At 68.8% G+C, this 2,661-nt stretch carries 3 protein-coding genes and 1 pseudogene; 3 read left to right on the top strand and 1 reads right to left on the bottom strand.

Annotated features, from left to right (window positions below; translation table 11 throughout):
* Positions 1-16: 16 nt before the first annotated feature.
* Positions 17-1,270 (bottom strand): IS30 family transposase, encoded by a 1,254-nt coding sequence (locus M6444_RS08225; protein WP_298325404.1) that lies wholly within the window; start codon positions 1,268-1,270, stop codon positions 17-19.
* Between the two features lie 101 nt (positions 1,271-1,371).
* Between M6444_RS08225 and M6444_RS08230 the strand changes: the two genes are divergently transcribed.
* From M6444_RS08230 to M6444_RS08240, 3 genes and pseudogenes are all read left to right on the top strand, one after another.
* On the top strand, positions 1,372-1,572 hold the full coding sequence (locus M6444_RS08230) for a hypothetical protein (RefSeq protein WP_298325407.1): 201 nt from the start codon (positions 1,372-1,374) through the stop codon (positions 1,570-1,572).
* A 154-nt stretch (positions 1,573-1,726) separates the two neighbouring features.
* Positions 1,727-2,464 carry an ABC transporter ATP-binding protein gene (locus M6444_RS08235; protein ID WP_298325409.1) on the top strand — a complete coding sequence of 246 codons (738 nt, stop codon included), beginning with the start codon at positions 1,727-1,729 and terminating at the stop codon, positions 2,462-2,464.
* A pseudogene (locus tag M6444_RS08240) lies at positions 2,461-2,661 on the top strand (hypothetical protein); the annotation flags it as partial. The gene M6444_RS08235 and the pseudogene M6444_RS08240, both read left to right, overlap by 4 nt.

Genomic DNA, 2,661 nt, shown 5'->3' on the forward strand with positions numbered 1-2,661 from the left:
GGGTGGTCTCCAGTGGTCATCGCAACGGTGGGTGGTTTGCCGACGCTAGCAGCGTGGCGAAGAGAGCGGCCGGTGGTTGGTGTCCGAGGACTGCTCTGGGGCGTGCGTTGAGTTCGTCGGCGACGGCCCTCAGGTCGGCCGGGGTGTGCCGCGACAGGTCGGTGCCCTTCGGGAAGTACTGGCGTAGCAGCCCGTTGGTGTTCTCGTTGCTGCCGCGCTGCCAGGGCGAGTGCGCGTCGGCGAAGTAGATCTTCGTGCCCAGGGCGGCGGTGATGTCCCGGTGGCGGGACATCTCGGTGCCCTGGTCCCAGGTGATCGACGTGCGCAGCTGCGCCGGCAGGCCGGCGAGGTCGTCGATGAGCGCGTCGCGCAGCGCGCGTGAGTCCTGCCCGGGTAGGTGGATGAGCTTGACGAACCGGGTGTGGCGCTCGACCAGGGTGCCGATCGCGGACCGGTGCCCGGGGCCGACGATCAGGTCGCCTTCCCAGGCGCCGACATGGGATCGGTCCTCGGGTGGGAAGGGCCGCTCGTGGATGCTCAGCCCAGGCGCGGTGAAGCGGTGCTGGCGCTGCTCGAGACGTCGGTGCGCCCGACGGTGGTCACGTCCAGTGCGCAGCGGCGAGCGGGCCGGGTGGCGTGTGATCGGAGGCCTGGTCAGCGGACTGCCGGGCCGGTAGATCGCCTGGTAGATCGACTCCGGGCACAGGTGCATCTGCCGGTCGTTGGGGAACCGGTGGCCCAACTCGCGGCTGATCTGCTGCGGACTCCAACGCTGCCGCAGGTGCTCTCGGAGAAACGCCTCAAGAGTTGGGGTCGTCGTCCACCGAGGCGCGCGTGGGCGGCGCCGACGCATCGCCGCCTTGTGGTGGGCCTCGAACGGCCGGTACTGACCGTCGCGGCGGCCGTTGCGACGCAGCTCACGGCTGACTGTCGATGGGGACCGGCCCAGCTCGGCGGCGATCGCGCGCACGCTCTTGCCGGCGCGGTGCAGATCGGCGATCTCGATCCGCTCGTGCTGCGACAAGAACCGGGAACTGATCGGCGAGGCCGTCAGCGGATCCACTGGAGGGACGAACCCGATGACCTCGCCGTCGCGGTAGACCTTGAACCCGTTGCGCCAGTTGCGGCTCGTGGACCGGGAAATGCCCACCTCCCGCCGAGCGGCGGCTGCCGTCCACCCGCGGGCCAGCAGACGGAAGAACTGCGCCTGCTTCGCCGACTGCCGACGACGACCAGGACCCTTCGCAACACGACGAGACGACGCCAACACGAACCCCGATTCTCAAGGACGTGTTGCGACGACGACTCGAAACCACCCCGCGCCACAGGGTCAGTTCCAGCCCGTCGCCGACAGGCTCGGTGGTCTTCGCCATGCCGGTTGGCGTCCGGCGAGGTGCCAGAACCAATGCGCCGGATGCGTCGTTGCTCGACCGGTCGACCAACGACGCCGAGCGCGGCCGGTCGCCGCAAGCCACGCGAGCCTTCGCTGATGTGGCGGGGCCGCCGCGCGGGTGGATGAGCCCGGCCAACACCGAGCGGCGGGGGGACCTCCTGGCGGACTTCGACGGGTGAACCTGCACGGCCGCCCGTGACTTCGTTGACCGCGCCGCCGACGCGACCCAGATCGCCCGCGGGACCGGGCGCCACGCTGGAGATGCTCCGACGCCTGTGGAACGGCTGACGTCTCTCACGTTCTTCCCATCGGGCCATCCCTAAGGTCGCGTCCATGACTGAGGCTGCGATCACCACGCGGGGTCTGAGCAAGTTCTTCGGTGAGCGACCGGCGCTGCAGCAGCTGGATCTCAGTGTTCCTGCCGGCGAGATCTTCGGGCTGCTCGGGCACAACGGTGCGGGCAAGACCACCACCGTGAACCTGTTGACCACGCTGCTGGGGCCCACCTCGGGAACCGTGCAGATCGCCGGGCTGGACGTCGCTCGCGACGCTGACGGGGTGCGACGGATCATCGGGTACCTGCCGGAGAACGTGTCCTTCTACGACAACCTTACGGTCATGGAGAACCTTCGGTACTTCGCCCGATTGTCCGGGCTTCGACGGCCGGACCGGCGGATCGGAGAAGTGCTGGAGTACCTCGACTTCGCCGCGCACAAGGACCGGCGCGTGGGCACCTTCAGCAAAGGCATGCGGCAGCGGGTGGGAATCGCCCAGGCGATCGTCCACCAGCCTTCCGTCCTGTTCCTGGACGAACCGACCTCAGGACTGGATCCGCAGGGTGTTCGGAGCTTGCGGGAGATCATCGTGGGCCTGAACCGGGACCTGGGTATGACGATCTTCATGAACACGCACCTGCTGGCGGAGGTGACACGGACCTGCACCAGCATCGCGATCCTGCGCAGCGGTCGGCTGGCCTACCACGCGTCCATGGCCGACACGAGCGCGGCCTTCCCAGACCAGGAGTCCCTGGAAGACATCTACCTGCACATCGACGCGACGGCCGCGGCGTGAACGAGCCGACGGTCGAGGTCACGCAGCGTGCGCGCCCGGATCAGCGCGCACGAGGCCCGTTCACCGCGGTCGTCGCGCATGAAGTCCTCAGCTCGGGACGTAACCGGCTGGGGTACGCGCTGCTGGTGGTGTTCCTGGGGATGGTCGCGGTGTCCGCGGCGATCGGATGGCTGACCCGGACCACGGTCACCTCGGTG

Origin of the sequence: Haloactinopolyspora sp. (assembly GCF_027324685.1) — a bacterium.
GTDB lineage: Bacteria > Actinomycetota > Actinomycetes > Jiangellales > Jiangellaceae > Haloactinopolyspora.